We start from the raw sequence: 26,502 nt of genomic DNA, 5'->3' as shown, positions 1-26,502 counted from the left end.
CCATGAACCGCCAGCACACGATCGCCGCGATCGGCACCGCGGCCGTCCTCACGCTGCTCCCCGCCACCGCCGCCCACGCCGACTCGGTCCGCTCCCAGCAGTGGGGCCTCACCGCGCTGCACACCGACGAGGCCTGGGAGACGACCCGCGGCAAGGGCATCACGGTCGCCGTCCTGGACACGGGCGTCGATGACGAGCACCCGGACCTCAAGGGCAGCGTGCTGCCCGGCAAGGACCTCATCGGCTTCGGCGCCGGGCGCGGCGACCGCCCCTGGGCCCGGCACGGCACCGCGATGGCCGGGATCATCGCGGGCCACGGACACGGCAAGGACGACGGCGACGGCGTCATGGGCGTGGCACCCGAGGCGAAGATCCTGCCGGTCCGGGTGATCCTGGAGGACGGCGACCCGTCCCGCGCCAAGGCCAGGGAGAGCCGTGGCAACGCGCTCTCCGAGGGCATCCGCTGGGCCGCCGACCACGGCGCCGACGTCATCAACCTGTCCCTCGGCGACGACTCGAACACCGCCCACCCCGAGGCGAGCGAGGACGCGGCCGTCCAGTACGCGCTGAAGAAGGGCGTCTCCGTCGTCGCCTCCGCGGGCAACGGCGGCGAGCAGGGCGACCACGCCTCCTACCCGGCCGCGTACCCCGGCGTCATCACCGCCACGGCCGTCGACTCGACCGGCGCCCGCGCCTCGTTCTCCACCCGCCGCTGGTACGCCTCCGTCGCCGCGCCGGGCCGGGGCATCGTCACGGCCGACCCCGACCGCAAGTACTACTCGGCGTGGGGGACGAGCGCCGCCTCCGCGTTCGTGTCCGGAGCCGTCGCCCTGGTCCGCGGCGCCCACCCCGGCCTGAGCCCCGCGCAGATCAAGAAGCTCATGGAGGACACGGCCGACGATCCGCCCTCCGGCGGCCGCGACGACTCCCGCGGCTTCGGTCTCGTCGACCCGGCCGCCGCGATCACCGCGGGCGAGAAGCTGAAACCGCAGCGCCTGACCTCGGCCGCGTACGGCGAGAAGTACTTCGGCCCGGGACCCGACGACGACTCGAGCGGTTCCCTCACCACCTGGGTGGGCGTGCTCGCGGGCACCGTCGGGGTGCTGCTGCTCGGCGCGGCCGGCTACCTGTGGCGCGGCCACCGCCTCACGCGCCGCCGCTGACCACCGGCACGGCGGCCTTCGCCACGTCCTCGACGAGATCGATGCCCGCGGCCTTGGTGGCGCTGCCGTTGGAGACGACGGCCACCAGATACCGCCGCCCGTCCACGGTGACCTGCCCGATGCTGTTGATGTCCCACAGCCCCGTGGTGCTGCGCTGGAGCCACCCGTTCTTCAGCGCGGCGCCGCCGTCCCCGGCCGCGGACACGCCCCACGCCTGATCGCTCTCCACGTCGCCCATGAGCCCCTGGACGTACGACCGCGATTCCTTGCTCAGTGCGAGATCGTCGCCGACCCCGAACACCTGCTTGAGCAGGGCGAGTTGATCGTCGGCGGTGGTCTGCGTGAGTCCCCACAGCGATCCGTCGCCACCGCTGGTCCCGGTGAGTCCGAGCCGCTCGTTCGCCGCGTCGAGCCCGTCGGCCCGGCCCAGCTCGTTCCAGAGTGCGGTCGTCGCGTCGTTGTCGCTGCTCACGATCATCGCGGTGGCGTACGTCCGCTCCTGCGCGGTCAGCGCCCGCCCCTCGTCCTGCGCCCGCAGCAGCAGCATGGCGAGCACGTCGACCTTCACGATGCTCGCGGTGTCGTACGTCCCGTCCCCGGACGCGTACGAGGCGCTCGTCCCGTCGGTCTCGTTCAGGACGGTGACGGAGACCTCACCCTCATGCTCCTGAGCGGCCGCCTTCACCGCCTCGGCCAGCTCGGCGTTCGTATCCACGGGTGCACTCTCCTTGGGCGCCGAAGCGGCGTGCGAGACGAGGGCGGCCGCGGGGTGCGGCTGCGTCCGGGCACAGACCGTAGTGCCGGCGATCGCGGCGGCGAGCACGACCGAGGTGACGGCGGCGCAGACGCGGGGGCGCCGACGGGACGGACGGGGCTCTGCGGAACGGGGGGACATGCCGCGATGCTCGGCGGCCACCCTGTGCGGACCATGAGTCGCGGCCCAGGGTCCGCTGAGAATCCGGCCCCGGCCGCTCGGTAGGCTCGGTGAACGTGGCGAACAAGAACATTCCCGACCCCGGCTTCTCCGACGACGACGGTACGGCGGACCCGCGCCTGACCGAGGCCCTGGCCGCGTGGTCGCAGGACCGCACGGCCCACGGCCCGGTCCTGGCGGCGCTCAAGGACACCCGGCTGCTCGTCCCCATCGTCGCGGTGCTCGGCGAGGTCGAGGAGGACGAGAACGGACTTCGCCGCGAGAAGACGAGCGACATGGCGGTCCCGACCCTGAAGGCGGCGGGCCGCAAGGCGCTCCCGGCCTTCACCTCGATCGAGTCGCTCGCCCTCTGGGACCCCGAGGCCCGCCCGGTGGCCGTCCCGCTGCACCAGGCGCTCCAGGCCGCCGCCCACGAGAAGGCCGACACCGTCGTCCTCGACGTCGCGGGCCCCGTCCCGTACGAGCTGACGGGCCCGGCCCTGTACGCCCTCGCGGAGGGCCGCACCGACACCGACCCGCTCGCCGACCCCGCCGTCAGGGAGGCCGCGCGCACGGCGGTCGCCGCCGAGCCGGCCGTGGCCCGCGCCTACCTGGGCCCCGGCCAGGCGGACGGCACCCTGGCCCTGGTCCTCGACGCGGACGCCGACGTCCAGGCCACGGCCCAGGCCCTCGCCGGCCGCATCGCCGCCGACGAAACACTGAGGGCCCGCCTGGTGCGCGGCCTCGATCTGGCACTCCTGCCGACCGAGGCGACGCCGCCGGGCGAGCCCCTCTACGTACGTCAGTGATTTCGGCTACGTACGTAGTACGTAGCCCTTTGATGCTCAGCCGTACACGGCACCCGTGTACTTCTCGCCCGGGCCCTTGCCCGGCTCGTCCGGCACGACCGAGGCCTCGCGGAACGCGAGCTGCAGCGACTTCAGGCCGTCGCGCAGGGGAGCGGCGTGGAAGGAGCTGATCTCCGTGGCGCTGCCGTCGAGCAGGCCGGCCAGGGCGTGGATCAGCTTCCGCGCCTCGTCGAGGTCCTTGTGGGCGTCGCCCTCCTCGGTGAGGCCGAGCTTCACCGCGGCGGCGCTCATCAGGTTCACCGCGACCGTCACGATGACTTCTACGGCGGGCACCTCGGCGATGTCGCGGGTCAGCGCGTCGTAGTCGGGGTTGTCGGTTGCGGGGGTCGCGTCACTCATGGGCCCCACGATATGTCGCGCGCACCCGATTGGGCGCACCCCCCAAGTCCTGCTAACCTTGTGTAACGACCGGCCGGACACACGTCCTCGCGGATGAAGTGACCGGCCCACAAGTGGAGGCTCCGATCTCCCACCTGACCGCCCGACCAGGGCGGTGGGTCACCGGTCAGACGGTCACCGTCGTTCCGTACGGACGACGGAACCGTCCGAGTCTGCGCCCCGCGGTCCACCGTGGTGGTGCTCCGGTAATTCTTGGAGCCCCGCCTGTGTACCGTCCGGGGCATTTTTTGTGTTTCGGCGCGGTTGGTACTTACGTCAAAATACGCGGCGGTCCGCCAGGCCGTCGTGTGGTGCTACCGAGGAGGATCCATCAGCGCCGAGCCCCGCATCAACGACCGGATTCGCGTTCCCGAAGTGCGACTTGTCGGTCCCAGCGGCGAGCAGGTCGGGATTGTTCCGCTTGCCAAGGCCCTTGAGCTTGCTCAGGAGTACGACCTCGACCTGGTCGAGGTGGCGGCGAACGCCCGTCCGCCCGTATGCAAGCTCATGGACTACGGGAAGTTCAAGTACGAGTCGGCCATGAAGGCCCGTGAGGCGCGTAAGAACCAGGCGCACACGGTCATCAAGGAGATGAAGCTCCGGCCGAAGATCGACCCGCACGACTATGACACCAAGAAGGGTCACGTCGTTCGGTTCCTCAAGCAGGGCGACAAGGTCAAGATCACGATCATGTTCCGTGGTCGCGAGCAGTCCCGTCCGGAGCTCGGCTTCCGGCTGCTGCAGCGTCTCGCGAACGACGTCCAGGACCTCGGGTTCATCGAGTCGAACCCGAAGCAGGACGGCCGAAACATGATCATGGTCCTCGGTCCGCACAAGAAGAAGACCGAGGCGATGGCCGAGGCCCGCGAGGCGCAGGCCGCCCGTAAGGCCGACGCGAAGGCCAACCCCGGCAAGTCGCAGAACGTTGCCGAGGACCAGGCCGACGAGGACGTCGCCGAGGCACCCGCGGAAACCCCCGCCGAGGCTCCGGCCGAGGCATGATCCGTGCCGCGCACAGCCCGTGCGCCACGGATGCCAACTGACACAACTGACGTTCCAATACGGCCGGTTCGCGCCATGCACGGACCGGCCGGGAGCGCCACTGACGAGGAGAGAACGGCGCCATGCCGAAGAACAAGTCGCACAGCGGTGCCAGCAAGCGCTTCAAGATCACCGGCTCCGGCAAGGTGATGCGTGAGCGCGCCGGCAAGCGCCACCTGCTCGAGCACAAGTCGTCCCGCGTGACGCGTCGCCTCACCGGCAACGCCGAGATGGCCCCGGGCGACGCCGCGAAGATCAAGAAGCTTCTCGGCAAGTGATGTACGGGCGTCTGCACGCCCTGTACGTCGGCTAGACCGGGACCTATTCGAATTCGGGCCGGGTGACAACAACCCCGGCCCCGCTACAAGGAGTTAACAGTGGCACGCGTCAAGCGCGCGGTGAACGCGCACAAGAAGCGTCGGGCGATCCTCGAGCAGGCCAGCGGCTACCGCGGTCAGCGTTCGCGCCTGTACCGCAAGGCGAAGGAGCAGGTCACCCACTCCCTCGTCTACAACTACAACGACCGCAAGAAGCGCAAGGGCGACTTCCGTCAGCTGTGGATCCAGCGCATCAACGCCGCTGCCCGCCAGAACGGCATGACGTACAACCGCCTCATCCAGGGTCTGAAGGCCGCCAACATCGAGGTGGACCGCAAGATGCTGGCCGAGCTGGCCGTGAACGACATCAACGCGTTCGCCGCCCTCGTCGAGGTTGCGCAGAAGGCGCTGCCGGCTGACGTGAACGCGCCCAAGGCTGCGTGAACGCTCCGCTGAGCCGCATGTGACGTGGGACCCGCAAGCCGGTCGGCTTGCGGGTCCCACGTTGTTCGGGGGCGTCCGTCCCCACGCCACGGGGCTCCGCCCCGGACCCCGCTGCTCAATCGCCGCAGGGGCTTGAAATGCCCACCCGCCACGGGGCTGACAGTGCCGCTCCCGCCTTGCGCAGTCTGCCGCCTGGGGCGGCAGGGTGGGCAAGGCGGCCCACGGTGCCGCGCATCGCTCGTCAGGCCCCAACCCCGTTATCCCGTCCGAAAGTTAGGCGCATGGTCGCAACGCCCGAGTTGATCTCTCCCAAGTCGCCCCGCGTGAGCGCCGCCCGGCGGCTTGCCAAGCGGAATTTCCGGGGGAAGGAGCGGCTGTTTCTGGCCGAGGGGCCGCAGGCGGTGCGGGAGGCTGCCGCGCACGGTGGGCTCGTCGAGATGTTCGCGACCGTGGACGCCGCCGAGCGGTACGCCGACATCGTCGGAGAGGCCAGGGACGCGGGCGCCCGGGTGCACCTCGCCGAAGAGGACGTCATCGCCGACATCTCCACCACCGTCACCCCGCAGGGCCTCGTGGGGGTGTGCCGGTTCCTGGACACGCCGTTCGAGGAGATCCTCGCCGCGCGGCCCAAGCTCGTCGCCGTCCTCGCGCATGTGCGCGACCCCGGGAACGCCGGAACCGTGCTGCGGTGCGCCGACGCCGCGGGCGCCGAGGCCGTCGTGCTGACCGACGCCTCCGTGGACCTGTACAACCCCAAGGCGGTGCGGGCTTCCGTGGGATCGCTGTTCCACTTGCCCGTCGCCGTGGGCGTACCCGTCGAGGAGGCCGTCGCCGGGCTCAAGGAGGCGGGCGTTCGGATCCTCGCCGCCGACGGAGCGGGCGAGGACGACCTCGACGCCGAGCTGGACCAGGGCACCATGGGCGCCGCGACCGCCTGGGTGTTCGGCAACGAAGCCTGGGGCCTGCCGGAGGAGATCCGCGCACTCGCCGACGCCGTCGTGCGCGTGCCCATCCATGGCAAGGCCGAGAGCCTCAACCTCGCGACGGCGGCCGCCGTTTGCCTGTACGCCTCCGCGCGTGCGCAGCGTGCCCCCGGAGGGTGCCGCTCCGTCACTCCCGGCTAGTAGGGTGACTCTTCCGGATCGACCGCCGGGAGGGGGAGCGCGGGAGATGAGCGTCGTCAACGGCAGCGGATCACGCGGCCTGACCGGGTCCGACGCGTCCGGTCCCGACGGGCTCGCGGCGCTCGGCGTGCACCCCGACGACCTGCCCGACGGACTCGTCGTCGCGGACGAGCGCGGCCGTGTCATCTGCTTCAACGCCGCCGCGGAGCGCATCACCGCGGTCCGCGCGGGCACCGCGCTTGACGCCCCGCTCGAGCGCGTCCTCCCGCTGGAGGACCTCGAGGGCCGGCGCTGGTGGCAGCTCACCGATCCGTACGGCGGCCTCGCCATCCGCGGCGGACAGCCCGAGCGGAACCTGCTGCTGCCGGGCGGCCGGGAGGTCCTGGTCACCGCGCGTTACGTGCGCACCCGGCCGAGGGGACCCGTGCGCCGCGTCGTCGTGTCGCTGAGGGACACCGAGGCCCGGCGCCGTACCGAACGCAGCCACGCCGAGCTGATCGCCACCGTCGCCCACGAGCTGCGCTCCCCGCTGACCTCGGTCAAGGGCTTCACCGCGACGCTGCTCGCCAAGTGGGAACGGTTCACCGACGAGCAGAAGCGGCTCATGCTGGAGACGGTCGACGCCGACGCGAACCGGGTGACCCGGCTCATCGCCGAGCTGCTCGACATCTCCCGCATCGACTCAGGGCGGCTCGAACTGCGACGTCAGCCCGTCGACATCGCCGCCGCCGTCTCCCGGCACATCCAGGCGCACGTCGCCGCAGGGCAGTCGGCCGACCGGTTCCTGCTGCGCGTCAAGCATCCGCTGCCCGATCCGTGGGCCGACCCGGACAAGGTCGACCAGGTCCTGAGCAACTTGCTGGAAAACGCCGTGCGTCATGGCGAGGGAACCGTCACCATTGACGTCGAGCCAACCCGGCCCACCGGCACGTCGGTCACCGTGAGCGACGAGGGCCCCGGCATCCCGGAGGAGTCCATGAACCGCGTCTTCACCCGCTTCTGGCGGGGCAGCAAGCGCGGCGGGACGGGCCTCGGGCTTTACATCGTCAAGGGCATCGTCGAGGCCCACGGCGGGTCGATCACCGTCGGGCGGGCGCCCGGTGGCGGCGCCGAGTTCCGATTTACGTTGCCCGTGGCGACGCCGGCGTATCTCACCAGCTGACCGGCCAGGCACCACGGGCGCATTCGCACACCTCACCCCCGTTAGACTCGTCCTTTGGCACGTTTGCGTCCCCGCCACTCGACGGCCGTCGAACGCGTCTGCGGGACCATCAGCCACGCCAATCGGAAGCACGGGAAGAGATGTCGGCACCGAACAAGTCGTACGACCCTGTCGAGGTCGAGGCACTGAAACCGGAAGAGATCGAGCGCGTGCAGGGGGAGGCGCTCGCCGCCTTCGCCGCCGCGGACTCGCTCGAGGCGCTTCAGGAGGCCAAGGTCGCGCACACCGGCGGCACCTCGCCGCTGGCGCTCGCCAACCGCGAGATCGGCGCGCTGCCGCCGCAGGCCAAGGCCGCGGCGGGCAAGCTCGTCGGGCAGGCGCGCGCCGCCGTCGGCCGGGGCCTCGCCGCCCGCCAGGCCGAGCTGGAGGCCGAGCGCGACGCGCGCGTCCTCGTCGAGGAGGCCGTGGACGTCACGCTGCCCCACGACCGCGAGCAGGCCGGCGCCCGGCACCCGCTCACCACGCTCTCCGAGCGCATCGAGGACGTCTTCGTGGCCATGGGCTACGAGGTCGCCGAGGGCCCGGAGATCGAGGCCGAGTGGTTCAACTTCGACGCGCTCAACATCGGCCCGGACCACCCCGCCCGCGGCACCCAGGACACCTTCTTCGTCCAGGGCGCCCAAGAGGCGCGAGGCGCCGGGGATGATGCCGAGGCCGGTCTCGTGCTGCGCACGCACACCTCTCCCGTGCAGATCCGCTCGATGCTGGACCGCGAGCCGCCGGTCTACGTGATCTGCCCCGGCCGCGTGTACCGCTCCGACGAGCTGGACGCCACGCACACCCCCGTCTTCAACCAGGTCGAGCTGCTCGCCATCGACGAGGGCCTGACCATGGCGGACCTCAAGGGCACCCTCGACCACATGGTCCAGGCGCTCTTCGGCCAGGGCATGAAGACGCGGCTGCGCCCGAACTTCTTCCCGTTCACCGAGCCGTCCGCCGAGATGGACATGGTCTGCTACGTGTGCCGCGGCGAGTCCGTGGGCAACGCCGACCGCCCCTGCCGCACCTGCTCCTCCGAGGGCTGGATCGAGCTGGGTGGCTGCGGCATGGTCAACCCGAAGGTGCTCGTCGCCTGCGGTGTGGACCCCGAGAAGTACAGCGGATTCGCCTTCGGGTTCGGCATCGAACGGATGCTGATGTTCCGCCACAACGTCGAAGACATGCGAGACATGGTCGAGGGTGACGTCCGCTTCACCCGGCCGTTCGGGATGGAGATCTGATGCGTATCCCGCTTTCCTGGCTGCGGGAGTACGTCGACCTCCCCGCCTCCGAGACCGGCCGCGACGTGCAGGCCAAGCTCGTGTCCGCCGGCCTCGAGGTCGAGACGGTCGAGCAGCTCGGCGCAGGCCTCAAGGGCCCCCTCGTCGTCGGTCAGGTCAAGACCATCGAGGAGCTGGAGGGCTTCAAGAAGCCCATCCGCTTCTGCACCGTCGACGTCGGGCAGGCCAACGGCACCGGTGAGCCGCAGGAGATCGTCTGCGGCGCCCGGAACTTCGCCGTCGGCGACAAGGTCGTCGTGGTCCTGCCGGGCGCTGTGCTGCCCGGCGACTTCGCGATCGCCGCGCGCAAGACGTACGGCAAGACCTCGCACGGCATGATCTGCTCCACCGACGAGCTCGGCATGGGCGACGACGGCACGCACGGCATCATCGTGCTGCCGCCGGAGCACGAGGTCGGCACCGACGCGATCGAGCTGCTCGAGCTGGTCGACGAGGTGCTGGACATCGCGGTGACCGCCAACCGCGGCGACTGCCTGTCCATCCGCGGTGTCGCCCGCGAGACCGCCATCGCCTACGGTCTGCCGCTGCGCGACCCGGCCCTCCTCGATGTGCCGACGCCGAACGCCGACGGCTACCCGGTGCAGATCACCGACCGTCTCGGCTGCGACCGCTTCACCGCGCGCACCGTCGCCGGTCTGTCGCCCGAGTACCGCTCCCCGATCTGGCTGCAGCGCCGTCTGCAGAAGGTCGGCATGCGCCCGATCTCGCTCGCCGTCGACGTCACGAACTACGTGATGATGGAGCTCGGCCAGCCGCTGCACGCCTACGACCGCACCCTGGTCCAGGGCGCGATCGGCGTCCGCCGCGCCGAGCAGGGCGAGCAGCTCACCACCCTCGACGGCACCAAGCGCAAGCTCGACGCCGAGGACCTGGTCATCACCGACGAGCGCGGCCCGATCGGCCTCGCCGGCGTGATGGGCGGCGCCAACACGGAGATCGCGGACCACGCCGAGGACGCCGGTACCACCGACGTCGTCATCGAGGCCGCGCACTTCGACGCCGTCTCCATCGCCCGCACCGCGCGCCGCCACAAGCTGTCCTCCGAGGCGTCCAAGCGCTTCGAGCGCGGCGTCGACCCGCAGGCCGCCTCGGCCGCCGCCCAGCGCGCCGTCGACCTTCTCGTGCTGCTCGCGGGCGGCAAGGCCGAGCCCGGTGTCACCGAGGTCGTCGCCCCGTCCGGGCCGCACACCATCACCGTCCCGGCCGACCACCCGGACAAGGTGGCGGGCGTGACGTACGGCCGCGAGACCGTGGTGCGCCGCCTCCAGCAGGTCGGCTGCGACGCGTACGGGCAGGACGTCCTGACGGTCACCGTGCCGTCCTGGCGCCCCGACCTCGTGGACCCGAACGACCTCGCCGAAGAGGTCATCCGCCTGGAGGGCTACGAGAACCTGCCCTCCACGCTGCCGAAGCCCCCGGCGGGCCGCGGCCTGACCGCGCGCCAGCGCCTGCACCGCCGTGTCGGCCGTGCGCTGGCCGGTGCCGGGTACGTCGAGGCGCTCAACTACCCGTTCCTGAGCGAGGGCGTCTTCGACCAGCTCGGCCTGGAGGCGGACGACGCCCGCCGCAACGTGGTCAAGCTGATCAACCCGCTCAACGACGAGGAGCCCGCGCTCCGTACGACGCTGCTGCCGGGGCTGTTGAACGCGCTGCGCCGCAACGACGGCCGCGGGAGTCACGACCTGGCGCTCTTCGAGACCGGCCTGGTGTTCCGGCCGACCGGCGAGGAGATCGCCCCGGTCCGCCTCCCCGTCGACCGCCGCCCGACCGACGAGGAGATCGCCGGTCTGAACGCCGCGCTGCCCGCGCAGCCGCGCCGTGCCGCCGTCGTCCTCGCGGGCGCCCGCGAGCAGGCCGGCTGGTGGGGCAAGGGCCGCCCGGCCGACTGGGCCGACGCCATCGAGGCCGCGCGCACCCTCGCCCGCGAGGCGCACGCGGAGCTCACGGTCCGCGCCGACCGGCACGAGCCGTGGCACCCCGGCCGCTGCGCCGCCCTGTACGTCGACATCGACGGCACGGAGACGCTCGTCGGCCACGCCGGTGAGCTGCACCCGCGCGTCGTCAAGGCGCTGAGCCTGCCCGAGCGCACCTGCGCGATGGAGCTGGACCTCGACGTCCTGGAGCGGGCCGGCACCGGCCTGATCGAGGCGCCGCGGATCTCCACGTTCCCCGTCGCCACGCAGGACGTCGCGCTGATCGTCGACAAGACGGTTCCGGCCGCAGAGGTCGAGAAGGCGCTGCGCGAGGGCGCCGGTGAACTCCTGGAGTCCATCCGCCTGTTCGACGTGTACGAGAACGCGGAGCAGCTCGGCGACGACAAGAAGTCGCTCGCCTATGCGCTGTGCTTCCGGGCCGGCGACCGCACGCTGAAGGCCGACGAGGCGTCGGCCGCCCGCGACGCCGCGGTGGCGCTCGCCGCCGAGCGTACGGGCGCGGTGCTGCGCGGCGCGTAACAACGCAGGCGCGTATCAGTGCCGGCGCGTGACAGCGCGCAAAGCCGCACCTGAGGGGTGCATCCGGGAGACCGGGTGCACCCCTCACTCATTCGAGTGACGATTCGCGATGATCCGGTCCCGAACGGGCAGGCGGTGGACAGAATCGATGCGGTCGCCGGGCCGACCGGCGAGCGCGCTGCAGTGGGAGGCCTAGGGGGCCGTCGGCATGATCCGTATCAAGACCAAGGCGCCCACGGGACTCCAACCGAGGCGCGCCCGGCGCACGTTGATGCTGGGCCTGCCGACCGTGTGGGGCGCGGTCGCCATGACGTACAAGTTCGTCTGTCCGCTCGCGCAGTTGGACGGGTTGGGTGCGCGGATCGCGACCAGCGCCGTCTTCTTCGCCGTCGGCACCGGGCTGATATTGCGCGTGCGGCACACCCTGATGCGGGAGTTGAGCGAGGCGCGGGCCGTCGCGGACGCCGCGCAGTCCGCGCTGCTGCGCCCGCTGCCCTCCCGGCTCGACGGTCTCGCGCTCGCCGCGGGACAGCTCTCCGCCGACCGCGGCGCCAGCATCGGCGGCGACCTGTACGACGTCGTCGCCACCGACCACGGCGTCCGCGTGGTCATGGGCGACGTACGAGGGCACGGGATCGCGGCGCTCGGCACCGTCGGCGCCGTCCTCGGCAGCTTTCGCGAGGCCGCGCACGACGAGGACGAACTCGGGGCGCTGCTGCGGCGGTTGGAGCGCGCACACGCCCGCTATCTGCGACAGCGCGCCCGGGAGGAGCATCCCGCGGCCGGGGGAGGGGAGCCGGAGAACCCGGTCGCGGAGGAGTTCGTGACGGTGCTGCTCCTGGAGATCCGGCGGGACGGCGCGGTGCACGCCCTCAACTGCGGTCACCCGTGGCCGTATCTGCTGCGCCCCGGCACCGTGCGCTCCGTGGAGCCCATGAGCGGTGGCGACCCGATGCCTCCGCTCGGCCCGTTCCCGCTGCCCGCCGAGCTGCCGGCCGTGCGCTGCGGGCGGATCCTGCCCGGCGAGGGCCTCCTGCTGCACACCGACGGCATCGAGGACGCCCGCGATCACCACGGCCGGTTCTTCCCGCTGCGCTCCACGCTCGACGGGGCCCTGCGCCGCGGCCCCATCACGCCCCAGGCCGTCATCCACGCCGTCTACAGCCGGCTCCTGTGTCACGTCGGCGGCCCGCTCTGCGACGACGCCGCGCTGCTCGTGCTGCGCAACGACCGGAGCCGGGTGCCCGCCCAGCACCCCGGGCCCGTCGTCCGCGCCGCCCACAAGGTGCTCTGAAATCCCGGCCGTTCACGACCGTACGAGGGCGTGACCATACGAGGCCGGGTGCCGCGTCGTCCGCCCGTCGCGGAGTGTGTCGGGCAGGCGAGCGGGCGGACGACGCGGGGTTCGGGCCGCCGCGCTGTACGAGGGGGAGCCGACGGCCCGGCCGGCCTCTTGCGAGGCAGTTCAGTCAAGCGGGTCCCAACCAGCCACAACAGCGCGCACACGCCACGGACTTGGGCATTCCGATCACACCCCGTGTGAACGCTGCTCGACTAGGCTGGCGGCACCGGGCCAATGCCGGGCGACGGAGGCTCTCCATGCAGCCCAACACCCTGCTCGACGCGATTCTCGACGAGGCCGGGATCTCCCACGCGGGACTCGCGGCGCACGTCAACCAGGTGGGCAAGGCGCGCGGCCTCGCCCTCCGCTACGAACACACCGCGGTCGCCCGCTGGTTGAAGGGCCAGCGGCCGCGCGGCCAGGTGCCCGACCTGATCTGCGAAGTGCTGGCGGCGCGGCTCCAGCGGCACGTCACCCTCGACGACATCGGACTCGGCATCTCCTGCGAGCCCGCCACGGCGCACGTGACGACGCTGTCCGGCTTCGTGGAGCGGGCCACCGCTCTGTGGCGCTCCGACGAGCAGCAGCGCCGGCACATCCTGGACGCGCCCGCGGTCACCGGCACACCGGCCGTGATGCCGGTGTGGGAGTGGGAGAACCCGCCCGAGGACAACGACGTGTCGCGCGGTGGCCGCCACCCGGTCAGCGTCGCCGACCTGGAGATGATGCGCTCGGCCCGCGCCCACTACGAGCAGATGTACCGCAAGGCGGGCGGCATCGCGACGCGCAGCCGCATCGTCGGCTTCCTCAACACCGAGGCGGCGCCCCTGCTGCGCGGCAGCTACACCGACGACACCGGACGCCAACTGCACCGCGCCACGGGCGGGTTGGTGGCCATCGCGGGCATCTGCGCGTACGACTCCGACGCGCACGGGCTCGCGCAGCGCTACTTCCACCAGGCGCTGCGGCTCGCGAAGGCCAGTGGCGACAGGGGACTTGGTGCCTATGTCATCGCGCTGCTCGTCAACCAGTCGCTGCACATGCGCGACCACCGGCAGGCCGTCGCCTTCGCGGAGGCCGCGCTGCGCGCCGCGGGGCGGCACATCACGCCCGCGCTCGCGTCCGATCTGTACGCGATGCAGGCGAAGGCGTACGCACACCTCGGTGACGGCACGAGCGCCCTGGAGTGCATCCGGCGTGCCGAGTCCGCCGCCGATCGCATCCGGCGCGGGCACGAGCCGGACGAGACGGGTTACGTGCAGCCGGGATTCGTCAACGTACAGGTGGCGGAGGCCCTGTTGAGTCTCGGGGACTACGCGGCCGCCAAGGAGCACGCGCAGGAGGCGGTGCACACTCCGGCGCACGATCGGGGTCGGGTGCACCGGCTCGCCGTACTCAGCCAGATCCAGCTCAGACAGGGGAACGCGGAACAGGCCGTGGCCACCGCCGTGGAAATGGCCGAGACCGCTCGGGGCATGGAGTCGCAGCGCTTGCGCGACAGACTCCGGGCCGTCCGCGAACACCTCGTGCGCAGCGGATGCGCAGGTACGGCCGAGGCCGCCGAACTCATCGATGGAGCGTTGCGCGTACCACTGTGAGCCTTTACGCGGGGAGCCCGCGGACGCCACTGCTGCGATATTGCCAGCAACTCGGCGGAAGGTGGCAGAACCGTGCAGTGGACGAAACAGAACGAACAAACTGTGTATGCAAACCGATGGTTCAGCGTCAACCTGGCAGACGTCGCTCTGCCGGACGGCCGGCACCTCGATCACTTCGTGATACGCCTGCGCCCCGTGGCCGTCGCCACGATCGTCAATGAGGCGCACGAAGTGCTCCTGCTGTGGCGGCACCGCTTCATCACCGACAGCTGGGGCTGGGAACTCGCCGCGGGTGTCGTCGAGGACGGGGAGGACATCGCGTACGCGGCGGCAAGGGAATTGGAGGAGGAGACCGGCTGGCGGCCGGGACCGCTGCGGCACCTGATGAGCGTCGAACCGTCCAACGGCCTCACGGACGCCCGGCACCACATCTACTGGACCGACGAGGGAACGTACATCGGCCACCCCCAGGACGATTTCGAGTCGGACCGCAGGGAATGGGTCCCGCTCAAACTCGTCCCCGACATGATCGCTCGCGGAGAGGTCCCGGCCGCCAACATGGCGGCGGCACTACTTCTCCTGCACCACCAAAACCTCGGCTAGCACCCTTCGGGGGCTAGTGTCCGAGGGCCTGCCACACCGTGATGGCCAACGCGCCGACCGAGGTCAGCGCGGCCACCGTGGGCAGCGGCCAGCGGGTGTTCTCGAGCGCGCTGAGCCGGGTACTGAGGTCGTCCTGATCCTTGGCGGTCTGGTCGTCGCGGTGTGTGTGCAGGGCCAGTTGACCGTCGATACGGGCCAGTTGAACCTCGAAGACCCGTCGTAACTCTGCGAGTTCTTCCGGGACCACGGGATTATCCGGGTCGGTGGTCACGAGTTGGCTCCTTTCTCGATCGTGGCATCAGTCGTGTCTTCACTGATGTACAGCCGGAAGTCAACTCGCCTGGTGGACGCGGCGGGAGCGTGTGCGAACGGCATATGCGGGTCAGCCGCGCACTCCCCGTGCGAACGCAGTGGGCCCGGTGCTCCGAAGAACACCGGGCCCACTTACGGATTACGCTGCGTGGTCAGGCGTAGGTGTAGAAGCCCGAACCGCTCTTGCGGCCGAGCCGGCCCGCGTCGACCATCCGCTGCAGCAGCGGGGGAGCGGCGTACAGCGGCTCCTTGTACTCGTCGTACATCGAGTCCGCGATGGAGACGATGGTGTCGAGGCCGATCAGGTCGGAGAGCTTGAGCGGGCCCATCGGGTGGGCGCAGCCGAGCTCCATCCCGTTGTCGATGTCCTCGCGGCTCGCGATGCCCGACTCGAACATCCGGATGGAGGAGAGCAGGTACGGCACGAGCAGCGCGTTCACCACGAAGCCCGAGCGGTCCTGGGCGCGGATCGCGTGCTTGCCGAGGATCTTCTCCACCATGACCTGGGCGCGGCTGATCGTGCCCTCGGACGTGGTCAGCGCCGGGATCAGCTCGACGAGCTTCTGCACCGGCGCCGGGTTGAAGAAGTGGATGCCGACCACGTGGTCCGGGCGGGACGTCGCCACGGCCAGCTTCACCAGTGGGATGGAGGAGGTGTTCGACGCGAGGATCGCGTCGGGCCGGGTCACGACCTGGTCGAGGACCTGGAAGATCTCCGTCTTCACCTGCTCGTTCTCGACGACCGCCTCGATGACGAGGTCGCGGTCGGAGAACTCGCCCAGGTCCGTGGTGAACGTGAGGCGCTCCTGCGTCTCGGCCAGCTCCTCCTCGGTGATCTTGCCGCGCGAGGCCGCCTTCGAGAGGGAGCTCAGCAGTCGCGTGCGCCCGTACTCCAGGGCCTCGCCGGTGGTCTCGGCCACCTTCACGTCGAGTCCCGCACGGGCGCAGACCTCCGCGATTCCGGCGCCCATCTGGCCGCAACCCACCACGCCGACGCGTTGGATGTCACTCAAGGGGTCCGTCACCTCGTGCCTTTCGCTCTTCTTCCGGGGATCACCGATGCCAGGGCACAGTGTCTCGCCGGGGGCTTCCGGATCCGCACGTTACCCCGTAGACATGAGTGGGGTGGAGCCCGGGTTAACGGCTGTTCATGCCGTCAACACCGTGTCACACGAGGTTGGGGGGAACCTATGGGACGTATCTCACGTATTTCGCGGCGCGGTTTCACGCTCGGGGCGGTCCTCGCGCTGACCGCGGCGACGGCGGCGGACGCCGCCGCCTCGGCGCCGGTGCGGCCGCGGCGGCGGGAACTTCGGGGGATGTGGCTGGCCACAGTGGCCAACCGGGACTGGCCCTCGCGGGCGGGTCTTGGCGCCGCCGAGCAGCGCGCCGAACTGATCGCGCACCTGGACACGGCCGTTCGCCGCCGGCTCAACGCCGTGATCTTCCAGATCCGGCCGACGGCCGACGCCCTGTGGCCGTCCGATCACGAGCCGTGGTCCGCCGTCCTCACCGGAACGCAGGGGCAGGACCCCGGCTGGGACCCGCTGGGCACGGCGGTGGCAGAGGCGCACGCGCGGGGCCTGGAGCTGCACGCCTGGTGCAATCCGTACCGGATCGCCAACCACACGGACCCGGGCCGGCTGATCCCCACCCATCCGGCGCGGCTGCACCCCGAGTGGGTCGTGCCCTACGGCGGCAAGCTCTACTACAACCCCGGTCTGCCGGAGGTCCGCCGCTTCGTCGTGGACGCGATGCTGGACGCGGTCGAGAAGTACCCCGTCGACGCCGTGCACTTCGACGACTACTTCTACCCGTACCCCGTCGCGGGCCAGACCTTCGACGACGACGCGGCCTACGCCACGTACGGCGGCGACTTCCCGGACCGGGCGGCCTGGCGGCGCGACAACATCGACCGGCTGATCCGGGAGATGGCGGCGCGCATCAGGAAGACCCGGCCTCGGACCCGGTTCGGCATCAGCCCCTTCGGGGTGTGGCGCAACAAGGCCACCGACCCGAAGGGTTCCGACACCACGGCCGGTGTGCAGACCTACGACGACCTGCACGCGGACACCCGTAAGTGGGTGCGCGAGCGGTGGATCGACTACGTGGTGCCGCAGGTGTACTGGAACATCGGCTTCGCGGCCGCCGACTACGCGAAGCTCGTGCCGTGGTGGGCCCGGGTCGTACGGGGGACGGGCGTGCGCCTCTACATAGGCGAGGCGCTCTACAAGGCGGGCGATCCGGCGCAGCCCGCCGCCTGGCAGGACCCCGCCGAGCTGTCCCGCCACCTCACGCTGGCGGACCGCTACCCGGAGGTGCGCGGGCACGTCTTCTTCTCGGCCAAGGAGGTCGGGCAGGACAGGAACGGTGCGATGGCCCGCGTGGTGGCGGACCACTACAGCTGACCGACAGGCCCTACGCCGGGGTCAGGCCTTCTTTGTGGCCGAGTGCTTTGTGGTCGGGTGCCGGACGACCGCGTCCGGGCCCGGCGACATGATCGCCTCGTGGCCGTCCTCGAACCGCACGCGGAACGGTGGATCGCCGTCCGCGCCGAGCACTTCGATGACCTGCGCCACCCGGTCGTGCTGTCCGACGATCCGGCCGTGGACCAGGAGCTGATCCCCTACGGTTGCGCGCATCAGGAGTGACCTCCTCAACGTGCCGTTGCGTTGCGGCAAGTGTACGGCGGTACAAGGAACTTGGACCCGTCCTCAGCCACGCGCGCGTTGGGTGGCCGCGATGCACAGCAGGACCGCCACCGCGGTGAGCGGCGCCGCGACCGGCAGCGCCTCGCCGAGCAGGGCGACCGACCAGACGAGGGTCAACAGCGGCTGCGCGAGCTGGAGTTGGCTCGCCTTCGGGATACCGATCAGCGCCATGCCCTTGTACCAGACGACCAGTCCGAGGAACTGCGAGCCGACCGCCACCCACAGCAGCCCGGCCACGGCGTGCCCGGTCAGGTGCACCGGCTCGTACGGGAGGGAGATCGCCGCGCCCGCCACGGCGAGGGGCAGGCACAGGACGAGCGCCCACGCGATGACCTGCCAGCCCGGCATCACGGACGCGAGTCGGCCGCCCTCGGTGTAGCCCGCCGCGCAGATCAGCAGCGCACCGAACAGGAGCAGGTCGGCCCGGGTGAGGGCGCCGCCGCTCTGCTGCACCGTGAACGCGATGACGGCGGCAGCGCCCACACACGCGGCGACCCAGAACGTGCGCGAGGGCCGGGTCCCGGTGCGTATCGACGAGAAGACGGCGGTGGTCAGCGGCAGCAGGCCGACCACCACCGCGGAGTGCGCGGTCGTCGCCGTCTCCAGCGCGAGCGTGGTGAGCAGCGGGAAGCCGACCACCACTCCGGCGGCGACGACGGCGAGGCCCGCCCAGTGCCGCCGCTCGGGGACGCGGACGCGCAGGGCCAGCAGACAGGCGCCCGCGACGAGCGCGGCCAGGGCGCAGCGCACGCTGATCAGCGAGTAGGGGCCGAAGCCTTCGAGACCCCAGGCCGTGGCGGGGAAGGTAAGTGAGAAGGACGTGACGCCGATGGCGGCGAGCACGGTCCCGGCGAGCCTGCCCGGCCGGACCTGGGGTGCGAGCGGGGCCGCCGCGGTGGCCGCGGCGGTCTGCCGGTCGGCAACTGCTACCCGGTCCGGCTCGATAGCGCTATTCTGTGCTCTCATGCAACAGAGTAGCAGTGTGGGCGAACTGGCGAAACGGCTCCGAACCGAGCTGAACCGCTACTCGCCGGGTGAAAAGCTGCCGTCGAGCCGCGCCCTCGTCGACCGCTTCAAGGTGAGCCCGGTGACGGTCTCCCGCGCGCTCGCCCAGCTCGCCGCCGAGGGCCTCGTCGTCACCCGCCCCGGCGCCGGCGCCTACCGGGCCGAGGCGCGGGCCTCGGCCGGGCCCGTCGGCGACACCTCCTGGCAGGAGGTCGCGCTGAGCGCCGACGCCGCGACGGAGGTCGTGCCGCGCGCGGTCGACGCGGCGGGCGTCCTCGTGACGCTCTCGTCGCCGCCACCCGGCGTCATCGAGCTCAACACCGGCTATCTGCACCCGGTCCTGCAGCCGGGCGCCGCCATGTCCGCCGCCCTCGCGCGCGCCGGACGGCGCCCCGGGGCCTGGGCCAAGCCGCCCGTCGACGGTCTGCCCGAACTGCGTGAGTGGTTCGCGCGCGGCATCGGCGGGGCGGTCTCCGCCTCGGACGTTCTGATCACGTTCGGCGGGCAGTCGGCGCTCACCACCGCGCTGCGCGCACTCGCGCCGCCCGGCGCCCCCGTCCTCGTCGAATCGCCCACGTATCCGGGCATGTTGGCGATCGCGCGGGCGGCCGGGCTCCGGCCGGTGCCGGTGCCCGTGGACCGGGACGGTGTGCGCCCCGAACTCCTCGCGCAGGCGTTCAGGGCGACCGGCGCCAGACTCTTCGTGTGCCAGCCGCTGTTCCAGAACCCGACGGGGGCGGTGCTCTCCTCCGACCGGCGGCCCGAGGTGCTGCGGATCGCGCGGGAGGCCGGGGCGTTCATCGTCGAGGACGACTTCGTGCGCCGCCTCGTCCACGAGGACGCGGGACCGCTGCCCCGGCCCCTCGCGTCCGACGACCCCGACGGCGTCGTCGTGCACGTCTGCTCGCTCACCAAGGCGACGTCCCCGAGCCTGCGCATCGGCTGCCTCGCCGCGCGCGGGCCGGTCCTGGAGCGGCTGCGCGCGATCCAGGTCGTCGACCACCTCTTCGTCCCGCGCCCCCTCCAGGAGGCCACGCTCGAACTCGTCGGTTCCCCGGCCTGGCCGCGCCATCTGCGCACGCTGGCGGGGGAGTTGAGGGGGCGCCGCGACATCCTGGTGGCCGCGATCACCACGGACCTCCCTGCGCTCGACCTCACGCACATCCCGGCCGGCGGCTACCACCTGTGGTTGCGCCTGCCGGAGGGCAGCGACGAGGCGGCGCTGGTTGCGGGCGCCCTGCGCGCGGGCGTCGCGGTCGCCCCGGGCCGCCCGTACTTCTCGGCCGAACCCCCGGCGCCGCACATCCGGCTGAGCTTCGTGGGCGTCGCGACGACCGCGGAGCTCACCGAGGGCGTACGCCGCCTGAAGGCGGCCTGCGCGGAGCTGCTGCCCCCGAATCCGCTCGACGCGCCCGCGTCCGACCTGTGAGGATCCCCGCATGACCAGCCCACTGCCCGACGGCTACGAGATATCCACCGACCCCGCCCGCATCGACACGGACCGTGTCCACGCGTGGCTCTCGGAGGACGCGTACTGGGCGCTCGGTCGCCCGCGCGCCCAGCAGGACAAGGCGCTCGCCGGTTCCCTCAACTTCGGTGTGTACGACGCCGCTTCGGGCGAACAGGTCGCCTACGCGCGCGTGATCACGGACGGGGCCACGTTCGCCTGGCTCTGCGACGTGTACGTCGACCGCTCGGTACGCGGCAAGGGCATCGGCAAGGCGATGGTGACGACGGCCCGCGACCACCTGGAGCCGCTCGGCATCCGCCGCATCCTCCTGGCGACGCAGGACGCGCACGGGGTGTACGAGGAGGTGGGCTTCAAGCCCTTGGAGCATCCGGATCAGTGGATGGCGTTGTACTTCACCTGATCAAGCCCCTGCGGCGGTAATCCGTCGTGAGCAGCAGGTCCTTGGCCGGCCCCTTCACTCGCCACACGGTCCGCCACCGCTCCGCGTCGTACACGGAGAACTCGCCCCGGTAGAGGTCGGCCGAACAGGGATGGTCGGCGACGTGGTGCCCGGTCCGCAGGTCCAGGTCGTGGAAGAACCGCCCGTCGGCGAACCGCACGACCGCGGTACCGGCCTCCTCGCCCGGCAGGTACCGCAGCGTGCGCTCGGCGGGCCGGGCGACCCCGTGCCACTCGAACGTCCCGGACTCGAAGTGCAGCAGCCCTTCACCCTCGTCCGTGAACGCCGTGGTCCCGCTGAACACCCCGGTCACATCCTCGGAGAGGTCCCGCACGGTCCGCTCGACCTGCCAGCGCCCCGCCAGGAACGCCAACACGTCGGAAACCGGCCAGAGTTCACTCGTCACGCACACCACTCCCGCTCACCTCTGCGCGAACCGTTGACGCGCGTACCGCTGCTTCCTATGTTGCCGTTCGCAGTTTAGGACGCCGTACGAAATCCCGAACAATCCGAGGGAGTGCGCATGACGCGTGGACGACGCAGAGGCTGGAGACTGGGGCTCGGGGCGGCGGTGGGATCCCTGCTGGTGGGCACGGCCGTCCTGCCGTCATCAGCCGCTGGGGCCGACACGAAGGCCGACGCCACCGACTACTCCGTCACCGTCGACCCGAGCCGCTCGGGCGCGGCCATCGACGACACGATGTACGGCGTCTTCTTCGAGGACATCAACCGGGCCGCCGACGGTGGGCTCTACGCCGAGCTCGTACAGAACAGGTCCTTCGAGTACTCCACCGCCGACAACGCCGCGTACACCCCGCTCACCGCCTGGAGGACGAGCGGCACGGCGAAGGTCGCCGACGACGACGGGCGGCTCAACGCCCGCAACCGCAACTACCTCTCCCTGTCGGCCGGTTCGAGCGTCACCAACTCCGGCTACGGCACCGGCTACACCCTCAAGAAGGGCGCCACGTACGACTTCTCGGTCTGGGCGCGCGGCGACTCCGAGCTCACCGTGACCCTCGGCGACGCCGACGGTGCCCTCGCCACGCCGCGCAAGATCCGGACGCGCGGCGGCTGGGCCCAGTACAAGGTGACGTTCACGCCGGCCCAGGACACCACCACGGGCCGCCTCTCCGTCGCCACCGCGAAGGACGCCGCGCTCGACATGGTGTCGCTGTTCCCGCGCGACACCTACAAGGGACGCAAGAACGGCCTGCGCAAGGACCTCGCCCAGAAGGTCGCCGACCTCAAGCCGGGCTTTGTCCGCTTCCCCGGTGGCTGTCTCGTCAACACCGGCTCCATGAAGGGGTACGACGAGGCCTCCGGCTACGAGCGCAAGCGTTCGTACCAGTGGAAGGACACGGTCGGCCCGGTCGAGCAGCGTGCCACCAACTCCAACTTCTGGGGCTACAACCAGAGTTATGGCCTCGGCTACTACGAGTACTTCCAGTTCGCCGAGGACACCGGCGCGATGCCGCTGCCCGTCGTCCCGGCCCTCGTCACCGGCTGCGGCCAGAACAAGGCCACCGACGATGATGCGCTCCTGAAGCGGCACATCCAGGACACGCTCGACCTCATCGAGTTCGCCAACGGCCCCACGAGTACCAAGTGGGGCAAGCTCCGCGCCGACATGGGCCACCCGAAGCCGTTCCACCTGACGCACCTCGAAGTCGGTAACGAGGAGAACCTTCCGAAGGAGTTCTTCGCGCGCTTCAAGCAGTTCCGCGCCGCCATCGAGGCCAAGTACCCCGACGTCACGATCATCTCCAACTCCGGCCCCGACGACAGCGGTTCGGTCTTCGACGAGGCCTGGAAGCTCAACAAGGACGCAGCAGTCGACATGGTCGACGAGCACTACTACAACAGCCCGCAGTGGTTCCTCCAGAACAACGACCGCTACGACTCCTACGACCGGCAGGGCCCCAAGGTCTTCCTCGGCGAGTACGCCTCGCTCGGCAACCAGTGGTCCAACGCCATGTCCGAGGCCTCCTACATGACGGGCCTCGAACGCAACGCGGACGTCGTCAAACTCGCCTCGTACGCCCCGCTGTTCGCCCGCACAGACACCGTGCAGTGGAAGCCCGACATGATCTGGTTCGACGACCAGAAGTCGTGGGGCTCGGCCGACTACGAGGTGCAGAAACTCTTCATGCGCAACGTCGGCGACCGCGTCGTCCCCTCGAAGGCCACCGCCACGGCGTCGACGCTGGAGCCGATCACCGGCGCCGTGGGCCTGTCCACGTGGGCGACCAGCGCCGCGTACGACGACGTGAAGGTGACGGACGCCGACGGGAAGACGCTGCTGAGCGACGACTTCAGCGGTGACGCCTCGAAGTGGACCGGTACCGGAAGCGGCAGCTGGAGCGTCCAGGACGGCCAGTACGTGCAGTCCGACGCCGCCGCCGAGAACACCCTGGTCACAGCGGGCGACCCGAGCTGGTCGAACTACGACCTGCATGTGAAGGCCACCAAGAAGTCCGGCAAGGAGGGCTTCCTCGTCGCCTTCGGCGTCAAGGACACCGGCAACTACTACTGGTGGAACCTCGGCGGCTGGAACAACACCCAGTCCGCCGTCGAACAGGCCGTGAGCGGCGGCAAGTCGACGCTCATGTCCAAGGCCGGATCCATCGAGACCGGCCGCGCCTACGACGTCGACATCAAGGTGCGCGGCCGCCAGGTGACCCTGTACCTCGACGGCCAGGAGTGGGGCTCCTTCAAGGACGACAAGCCGGCCGAGCCGTTCCGCCAGGTCGTCACCAAGGACAAGGAGACCGGCGACCTGATCGTCAAGGTCGTCAACGCGCAGGACTCCGCGGCCCGTACGAAGGTCGACCTCGGCGGCGCCGACGTCGCGGACTCGGCGGCGGTGACGACGCTGACCGCGGCGCCCGACGCCGAGAACACGGCGACCGACCGTCCCGTGAAACCGGTGACGTCGACCTTCGACGGCGTCGCCGACAGGTTCACGTACACGTTTCCGGGGAACTCGGTGACGTTCCTGAGGATCAAGAAGGGCTGAGCCCTTCCGATCCCGAGGTAGAGGTACGCGCGCGGTGCCCGGCGGCCAGGAGGGGAGCACCCGGGACCCCCGTCACCGCGCGCGTCACCCTCGCCGTACGGCCGGGGGGCCTCAATCCCGTGGCTCCGCTCCTGGCGGTCGAGCGCCACCGCCTTGGGCAATCTGCCGCCTTGGGCGGCAGGGTGGGCAAGGCGGCCCCCGGTGCCGCGAATGCATCGGGGAGGCGCTCACCCCGCCTCGCGTACCCGTTCTACGGCTCGTCTCAGCGTCGCCGGCCGGGCGTGGGTGGCACTCGACTTGCCGGCGCCGGGCGCGCCGCCCAGCCACAGGACGTGAGCCACCCGCTCAGCCGTTCACGAACTTCATGCTGCCCGCGTCGTAGCGGTCACCGGCCACCTCGCCCGCCGGAGCCACCGCGTCGATCGCGGCCAGCTCGTCCGCCGACAGCTCCAGCGTCGCCGCCGCCACGTTCTCCTCCAGGTACTTCTGGCGGCGCGTGCCGGGGATCGGCACCACGTCGTCGCCCTGGTGCTGCACCCAGGCGAGCGCCAACTGGCCCGCCGTGACGCCCTTCTGAGCCGCAAGCTCCTCCAGCCGCGCGACGATCGCGAGATTGCGCTCCAGGTTCCCGTCCGTGAAACGCGGCTGGGAGCGGCGCACATCGCCCTCCTTGAACTGCTCCGTCGACTTGTAGGCGCCGGTGAGGAAGCCGCGCCCCAGCGGCGAGAACGGCACGAGCCCGATGCCCAGCTCCCGGCACACCGGCAGGATCTCCGCCTCCAGGTCGCGCGTCCACAGCGAGAACTCGCTCTGCAACGCCGCGATGGGATGCGTCGCGTACGCCTTGCGCAGCGTGTCCGCGCCTGCCTCCGAGAGGCCGAGGTGGCGCACCTTGCCCTCCTTCACCAGCTCCGCCATGGCGCCCACGGTCTCCTCGATAGGCACGCTCCGATCGACGCGGTGCAGGTAGTACAGGTCGATGTGGTCGACGCCGAGCCGGCGCAGCGAGGCCTCGCAGGCCTGGCGTACGTAGGCGGCGTCACCGCGGATCTCGGTGGGCTCGCCGAGCTTGTTGGCGAAGCCGAACTTCGTGGCGAGGACGGCCTGTTCGCGGCGGCCCGGCGCGGCGAGGGCGCGGCCGATCAGCTCCTCGTTGTGCCCGGTCCCGTAGAAGTCCGAGGTGTCGAGCAGGGTGACACCGAGGTCGAGTGCGCGGTGGATCGTGCCGATCGACTGCTCGTCGTCGGACGGGCCGAAGCCGTGGCTCATGCCCATGCAGCCGAGGCCCTGCGCGGAGACGGTGAGCGCGCCCAGGCGGCGAGTGGGAAGGTTCGACATGGGGTGCTGCCTCCTGTGATGGTGCGGGTGCCGTACGCGTGTAATGGTGCCGGTGCCGTACGCGCTCGACGGTATGACCTGGAGTGCGCTCCAGGGCAAGCGCCGCACCTCCGGGTACGCTGCCCGCGCGTCGGGCGGGCCGGCGGGCGACAAGGGGGAGCGGTCATGAGCGCAGCGCGGATCCGGTGCCGAGGGGCGGCGGTGTGCGCCGCTTTCGTGGCCTCCTTGCTGGCCGTCGCGGGGTGCGGGACGCCAGGCGGGCAGGCCAAAGCCCCGGCTCCGTCGAAGGCCCAAAAGGCGGAACTCTCCTGGAAGTTCGAGCACATCGCGGACTTCAACGGCGAGCTGACCGATGTCGCGGTCCTCGCCGAGGACGACATCTGGGCGACCGGAGCCGAGAACGACGGCAACTACGCGTCCCTGCTCCTGCACTACGACGGCCAGCGGTGGAGCCGCGAGCCCCTGCCCGACGCGCTCGGCACAGGTGAGGGCTACCCGCCGATGCTCGAAGAGATCGGCGACAAGGGCCTGTGGATGCGGTCGATGCCGCGCAAGGAAGGCGTTCCGCAGGCGGACGCGGCGGCCGCCAAGTGGGCGCAGTGGGACGGCACCCGCTGGTCCCCGGTGCCGAACCCACCGCCCGGAGCGGCGGGCGACCTCGACGCCACGTCGCCCGACGACATCTGGACGCTCACCGGCGAGCAGACCGCCGCCCATTGGGACGGCACGCGCTGGACCACGACCCGGCTCCCGTACAAGGTGAGTGACCTGGCCGTCGCGGGCCCCGACGACGTCTGGGCGGTCGGCAGCCGTTCCACCGGACCCGGCACCGAGACCGTGCACGGCGAGCCGTACCCCCAGCCCGCTTCCGCGCACTGGGACGGCACGACCTGGAAGCCGGTGGACACGCCGCAGGCCCGCTTCGAGGAGCCGACCCCTCCCGAGCCCGCCGCGGGTCTGGGCCGGGTCGTCGCACTCGAAGGCGGGGAGGTACGCGCGTACGGCGGCAACTCCTTCAACCACGGCGAGGGCGGGCCCGAACCGGAGGAGCAGCACATCCGGCTGCGCTGGGACGGCGCGAAGTGGGCCGACCAGGACCCGGCCCCCGGCCAATGCGAGCTGCGCACCCCGGTCGGTCAGGAAAAGGGCGGCCTCTTCCTCGACGGCAACTGGTACCTGACCGACGACAACCGCTGCGTGAAGATCAAACGCGAGCGGCTGCCCCTGTCGACCGGCGCCCGCAAGGCCTCGAACCAGATGCTGTGGCTGAAGGAGCTCCACCGGATCCCGGGCACCGACGAATGGATCGGCGCCGGAAAGGTGGAGGTCATGCAGAGCGGCGACCCGTTCGGCGCGCCCGTCGTCGTACGCCTGGAGCGCGGCTGAGCGGCGGGCGCCGCCTCCCACGGCCACCCGGTACCGGTCACCCCACTCGTTGCATAAACGTGCACAGCGACGTA

At 71.1% G+C, this 26,502-nt stretch carries 25 protein-coding genes; 17 read left to right on the top strand and 8 right to left on the bottom strand.

Going from position 1 to position 26,502, the window contains the following annotated elements; genetic code table 11:
- Nucleotides 1-2 precede the first annotated feature (2 nt).
- Nucleotides 3-1,163, top strand: a complete 1,161-nt coding sequence (gene mycP, locus ACYSUO_RS03880) for a type VII secretion-associated serine protease mycosin (RefSeq protein ID WP_461774552.1) — start codon at nt 3-5, stop codon at nt 1,161-1,163.
- Here mycP and ACYSUO_RS03875 read toward each other — a convergent pair.
- A complete protein-coding gene (locus ACYSUO_RS03875; RefSeq protein ID WP_461774551.1) occupies nt 1,147-2,058 on the bottom strand; it encodes a serine hydrolase in 912 nt (303 codons plus the stop codon). The genes mycP and ACYSUO_RS03875 overlap by 17 nt on opposite strands.
- 95 nt (nt 2,059-2,153) lie before the next feature.
- Between ACYSUO_RS03875 and ACYSUO_RS03870 the strand changes: the two genes are divergently transcribed.
- Nucleotides 2,154-2,885 (top strand): SseB family protein, encoded by a 732-nt coding sequence (locus ACYSUO_RS03870; protein ID WP_461774550.1) that lies wholly within the window; start codon nt 2,154-2,156, stop codon nt 2,883-2,885.
- A gap of 36 nt (nt 2,886-2,921) precedes the next feature.
- Here the strand turns inward: ACYSUO_RS03870 and ACYSUO_RS03865 are convergent, their stop codons facing one another.
- Nucleotides 2,922-3,284 (bottom strand): DUF1844 domain-containing protein, encoded by a 363-nt coding sequence (locus ACYSUO_RS03865; protein ID WP_266721583.1) that lies wholly within the window; start codon nt 3,282-3,284, stop codon nt 2,922-2,924.
- A 345-nt stretch (nt 3,285-3,629) separates the two neighbouring features.
- On the opposite strand from ACYSUO_RS03865, the gene infC reads away from it, so the two are divergent.
- From infC to ACYSUO_RS03815, 10 genes are all read left to right on the top strand, one after another.
- Nucleotides 3,630-4,325, top strand: coding sequence for a translation initiation factor IF-3 (gene infC / locus ACYSUO_RS03860; protein WP_426904867.1), 696 nt, complete (start codon nt 3,630-3,632; stop codon nt 4,323-4,325).
- A 122-nt stretch (nt 4,326-4,447) separates the two neighbouring features.
- Nucleotides 4,448-4,642 (top strand): 50S ribosomal protein L35, encoded by a 195-nt coding sequence (rpmI, locus tag ACYSUO_RS03855; RefSeq protein ID WP_266721587.1) that lies wholly within the window; start codon nt 4,448-4,450, stop codon nt 4,640-4,642.
- A gap of 99 nt (nt 4,643-4,741) precedes the next feature.
- Nucleotides 4,742-5,125: a 50S ribosomal protein L20 gene (rplT, locus tag ACYSUO_RS03850; protein WP_266721589.1), complete on the top strand. Its 384-nt coding sequence runs from the start codon at nt 4,742-4,744 to the stop codon at nt 5,123-5,125.
- Between the two features lie 281 nt (nt 5,126-5,406).
- Nucleotides 5,407-6,249: a TrmH family RNA methyltransferase gene (locus ACYSUO_RS03845; protein ID WP_461774549.1), complete on the top strand. Its 843-nt coding sequence runs from the start codon at nt 5,407-5,409 to the stop codon at nt 6,247-6,249.
- A gap of 46 nt (nt 6,250-6,295) precedes the next feature.
- Complete coding sequence (locus ACYSUO_RS03840) at nt 6,296-7,411, top strand: sensor histidine kinase (RefSeq protein ID WP_461774548.1); 1,116 nt, start codon at nt 6,296-6,298, stop codon at nt 7,409-7,411.
- Between the two features lie 140 nt (nt 7,412-7,551).
- A complete protein-coding gene (gene pheS, locus ACYSUO_RS03835; RefSeq protein WP_461774547.1) occupies nt 7,552-8,691 on the top strand; it encodes a phenylalanine--tRNA ligase subunit alpha in 1,140 nt (379 codons plus the stop codon).
- Entirely contained in the window at nt 8,691-11,204 is a 2,514-nt protein-coding gene (gene pheT, locus ACYSUO_RS03830) for a phenylalanine--tRNA ligase subunit beta (RefSeq protein WP_461774546.1), read from the top strand. Before pheS ends, pheT begins: the two co-directional genes overlap by 1 nt.
- A 208-nt stretch (nt 11,205-11,412) precedes the next feature.
- Complete coding sequence (locus ACYSUO_RS03825) at nt 11,413-12,498, top strand: PP2C family protein-serine/threonine phosphatase (protein ID WP_461774545.1); 1,086 nt, start codon at nt 11,413-11,415, stop codon at nt 12,496-12,498.
- Nucleotides 12,499-12,803: 305 nt separating this feature from the next.
- Complete coding sequence (locus ACYSUO_RS03820) at nt 12,804-14,144, top strand: tetratricopeptide repeat protein (RefSeq protein WP_461774544.1); 1,341 nt, start codon at nt 12,804-12,806, stop codon at nt 14,142-14,144.
- A gap of 72 nt (nt 14,145-14,216) precedes the next feature.
- Entirely contained in the window at nt 14,217-14,747 is a 531-nt protein-coding gene (locus ACYSUO_RS03815; RefSeq protein ID WP_426904874.1) for an NUDIX hydrolase, read from the top strand.
- A gap of 13 nt (nt 14,748-14,760) precedes the next feature.
- On the opposite strand, the gene ACYSUO_RS03810 is transcribed toward ACYSUO_RS03815, so the two are convergent.
- Together ACYSUO_RS03810 and ACYSUO_RS03805 are read right to left on the bottom strand one after the other, a co-directional pair.
- Nucleotides 14,761-15,018 carry a hypothetical protein gene (locus ACYSUO_RS03810; protein ID WP_327664227.1) on the bottom strand — a complete coding sequence of 86 codons (258 nt, stop codon included), beginning with the start codon at nt 15,016-15,018 and terminating at the stop codon, nt 14,761-14,763.
- A 193-nt stretch (nt 15,019-15,211) separates the two neighbouring features.
- Nucleotides 15,212-16,072, bottom strand: coding sequence for a 3-hydroxybutyryl-CoA dehydrogenase (locus ACYSUO_RS03805; RefSeq protein ID WP_461774543.1), 861 nt, complete (start codon nt 16,070-16,072; stop codon nt 15,212-15,214).
- A 186-nt stretch (nt 16,073-16,258) separates the two neighbouring features.
- On the opposite strand from ACYSUO_RS03805, the gene ACYSUO_RS03800 reads away from it, so the two are divergent.
- Nucleotides 16,259-17,467, top strand: a complete 1,209-nt coding sequence (locus ACYSUO_RS03800) for a glycoside hydrolase family 10 protein (protein ID WP_461774761.1) — start codon at nt 16,259-16,261, stop codon at nt 17,465-17,467.
- 21 nt (nt 17,468-17,488) lie between these two features.
- Here the strand turns inward: ACYSUO_RS03800 and ACYSUO_RS03795 are convergent, their stop codons facing one another.
- Together ACYSUO_RS03795 and ACYSUO_RS03790 are read right to left on the bottom strand one after the other, a co-directional pair.
- Entirely contained in the window at nt 17,489-17,701 is a 213-nt protein-coding gene (locus tag ACYSUO_RS03795) for a DUF1918 domain-containing protein (protein ID WP_461774542.1), read from the bottom strand.
- A 72-nt stretch (nt 17,702-17,773) separates the two neighbouring features.
- Nucleotides 17,774-18,736 (bottom strand): DMT family transporter, encoded by a 963-nt coding sequence (locus ACYSUO_RS03790; protein WP_461774541.1) that lies wholly within the window; start codon nt 18,734-18,736, stop codon nt 17,774-17,776.
- Here ACYSUO_RS03790 and ACYSUO_RS03785 point away from each other — a divergent pair.
- Both ACYSUO_RS03785 and ACYSUO_RS03780 read left to right on the top strand, forming a co-directional pair.
- Nucleotides 18,735-20,204: an aminotransferase-like domain-containing protein gene (locus tag ACYSUO_RS03785; protein WP_461774540.1), complete on the top strand. Its 1,470-nt coding sequence runs from the start codon at nt 18,735-18,737 to the stop codon at nt 20,202-20,204. The two genes, ACYSUO_RS03790 and ACYSUO_RS03785, sit on opposite strands and share 2 nt — an antisense overlap.
- A gap of 10 nt (nt 20,205-20,214) precedes the next feature.
- Entirely contained in the window at nt 20,215-20,646 is a 432-nt protein-coding gene (locus tag ACYSUO_RS03780; protein WP_461774539.1) for a GNAT family N-acetyltransferase, read from the top strand.
- Here ACYSUO_RS03780 and ACYSUO_RS03775 read toward each other — a convergent pair.
- Nucleotides 20,639-21,091 carry a DUF6314 family protein gene (locus tag ACYSUO_RS03775; protein WP_461774538.1) on the bottom strand — a complete coding sequence of 151 codons (453 nt, stop codon included), beginning with the start codon at nt 21,089-21,091 and terminating at the stop codon, nt 20,639-20,641. The two genes, ACYSUO_RS03780 and ACYSUO_RS03775, sit on opposite strands and share 8 nt — an antisense overlap.
- 117 nt (nt 21,092-21,208) lie before the next feature.
- Between ACYSUO_RS03775 and ACYSUO_RS03770 the strand changes: the two genes are divergently transcribed.
- A complete protein-coding gene (locus ACYSUO_RS03770; protein ID WP_461774537.1) occupies nt 21,209-23,704 on the top strand; it encodes an alpha-L-arabinofuranosidase C-terminal domain-containing protein in 2,496 nt (831 codons plus the stop codon).
- Nucleotides 23,705-24,049: 345 nt separating this feature from the next.
- Here ACYSUO_RS03770 and ACYSUO_RS03765 read toward each other — a convergent pair whose 3' ends face one another.
- A complete protein-coding gene (locus ACYSUO_RS03765) occupies nt 24,050-25,042 on the bottom strand; it encodes an aldo/keto reductase (RefSeq protein ID WP_461774536.1) in 993 nt (330 codons plus the stop codon).
- A gap of 165 nt (nt 25,043-25,207) precedes the next feature.
- Between ACYSUO_RS03765 and ACYSUO_RS03760 the strand changes: the two genes are divergently transcribed.
- Nucleotides 25,208-26,428: a hypothetical protein gene (locus ACYSUO_RS03760; protein WP_461774535.1), complete on the top strand. Its 1,221-nt coding sequence runs from the start codon at nt 25,208-25,210 to the stop codon at nt 26,426-26,428.
- Nucleotides 26,429-26,502: the final 74 nt, after the last annotated feature.

The sequence above is a fragment of the Streptomyces sp. UC4497 genome, assembly GCF_054871485.1.
The sequence above is the reverse complement of the archived record's forward strand: the minus strand, read 5'-3'. Positions and strand labels throughout refer to the sequence as shown.

Bases quoted from the DNA above. Each gene is read 5' to 3' on its own strand.
- ACYSUO_RS03780 (WP_461774539.1), top strand. From the start codon at position 20,215: ATGACCAGCCCACTGCCCGACGGCTACGAGATATCCACCGACCCCGCC.
- ACYSUO_RS03790 (WP_461774541.1), bottom strand. From the start codon at position 18,736: ATGAGAGCACAGAATAGCGCTATCGAGCCGGACCGGGTAGCAGTTGCC.
- ACYSUO_RS03825 (WP_461774545.1), top strand. From the start codon at position 11,413: ATGATCCGTATCAAGACCAAGGCGCCCACGGGACTCCAACCGAGGCGC.
- ACYSUO_RS03845 (WP_461774549.1), top strand. From the start codon at position 5,407: ATGGTCGCAACGCCCGAGTTGATCTCTCCCAAGTCGCCCCGCGTGAGC.
- mycP (WP_461774552.1), top strand. From the start codon at position 3: ATGAACCGCCAGCACACGATCGCCGCGATCGGCACCGCGGCCGTCCTC.
- pheS (WP_461774547.1), top strand. From the start codon at position 7,552: ATGTCGGCACCGAACAAGTCGTACGACCCTGTCGAGGTCGAGGCACTG.
- ACYSUO_RS03840 (WP_461774548.1), top strand. From the start codon at position 6,296: ATGAGCGTCGTCAACGGCAGCGGATCACGCGGCCTGACCGGGTCCGAC.
- ACYSUO_RS03865 (WP_266721583.1), bottom strand. From the start codon at position 3,284: ATGAGTGACGCGACCCCCGCAACCGACAACCCCGACTACGACGCGCTG.
- ACYSUO_RS03760 (WP_461774535.1), top strand. From the start codon at position 25,208: ATGAGCGCAGCGCGGATCCGGTGCCGAGGGGCGGCGGTGTGCGCCGCT.
- ACYSUO_RS03875 (WP_461774551.1), bottom strand. From the start codon at position 2,058: ATGTCCCCCCGTTCCGCAGAGCCCCGTCCGTCCCGTCGGCGCCCCCGC.
- ACYSUO_RS03765 (WP_461774536.1), bottom strand. From the start codon at position 25,042: ATGTCGAACCTTCCCACTCGCCGCCTGGGCGCGCTCACCGTCTCCGCG.
- rpmI (WP_266721587.1), top strand. From the start codon at position 4,448: ATGCCGAAGAACAAGTCGCACAGCGGTGCCAGCAAGCGCTTCAAGATC.
- pheT (WP_461774546.1), top strand. From the start codon at position 8,691: ATGCGTATCCCGCTTTCCTGGCTGCGGGAGTACGTCGACCTCCCCGCC.
- ACYSUO_RS03820 (WP_461774544.1), top strand. From the start codon at position 12,804: ATGCAGCCCAACACCCTGCTCGACGCGATTCTCGACGAGGCCGGGATC.
- ACYSUO_RS03770 (WP_461774537.1), top strand. From the start codon at position 21,209: ATGACGCGTGGACGACGCAGAGGCTGGAGACTGGGGCTCGGGGCGGCG.
- ACYSUO_RS03795 (WP_461774542.1), bottom strand. From the start codon at position 17,701: ATGCGCGCAACCGTAGGGGATCAGCTCCTGGTCCACGGCCGGATCGTC.
- ACYSUO_RS03785 (WP_461774540.1), top strand. From the start codon at position 18,735: ATGCAACAGAGTAGCAGTGTGGGCGAACTGGCGAAACGGCTCCGAACC.